Origin of the sequence: Arthrobacter gallicola, from assembly GCF_014836775.1 — a bacterium.
GTDB lineage: Bacteria > Actinomycetota > Actinomycetes > Actinomycetales > Micrococcaceae > Arthrobacter_B > Arthrobacter_B gallicola.
The window spans coordinates 1-696 of record NZ_JACSQD010000012.1 but is presented as its reverse complement, the minus strand read 5'-3'; the positions used below and the strand labels follow the sequence as shown (position 1 = coordinate 696).

The window sequence follows — 696 nt, the reverse complement described above, 5'->3', positions numbered from 1 at the left end:
CGCGAAAGGACACCGTACGCACAACGGGCGACGCCGGCGCCATAGAGGGCGCGAAAGGACACCGTACGCACAACGGGCGTAACGGGCGACGCCGGCGCTATCAACGGCGCGAAAGGGAGTCAGCACGGGGACCGGACTGAAACAGACCATTGAAGGGGACAGGTAGACCTTCCCTCGCCATACCGGCAGAGCAGGTCCTGTCTTCCGCCGGATGGTGAGGAGCAACCGCGACGTAAACGACCTGGCTCTGGTGTGCGCGGCGGTACATACCCGCAGGTACCGCTGCTGATTGGCACGATTCATTCGGCACCCGATTCAGGCTGGCGGTCCGCCGGCACCTGGGCCAGCACTCTGGACCTGGGGGGAACCCTCGGCCGGTGCTCTGCGTCATCACTTACCACCGCGAATCGGGGTCTCCACCTGGGAGTCGCGAAATAGGCGCTGCGTCATTGCGAAGATATAAAGCAGACGAATTATTCGTATACTTAGTTTTACGGATTCCACGGCTGTCTGCTGGTCCAAAACTCCTGATTCAACCGGAATTTTGCCCGGCCCGAGCGGCAGCGAAACGGGGCTCTCCGGGGCGTGGCGCAGGACACCCTGATCCGATTTGCACGCCCGCCCGGCGCCGTGTAATGTTTTCTGAGTCGCCGCGGCCGGGACGCTGAGAAAGCGCCCGAAGCATGGCGGCCAAAC

At 62.8% G+C, this 696-nt stretch carries 1 protein-coding gene; it reads right to left on the bottom strand.

Features of this window, described 5'->3' with window-relative positions:
- Positions 1 to 390: 390 nt before the first annotated feature.
- The coding region (locus tag H9639_RS16995; RefSeq protein WP_225219738.1) for a hypothetical protein at positions 391 to 696 on the bottom strand (306 nt) is incomplete at its 5' end.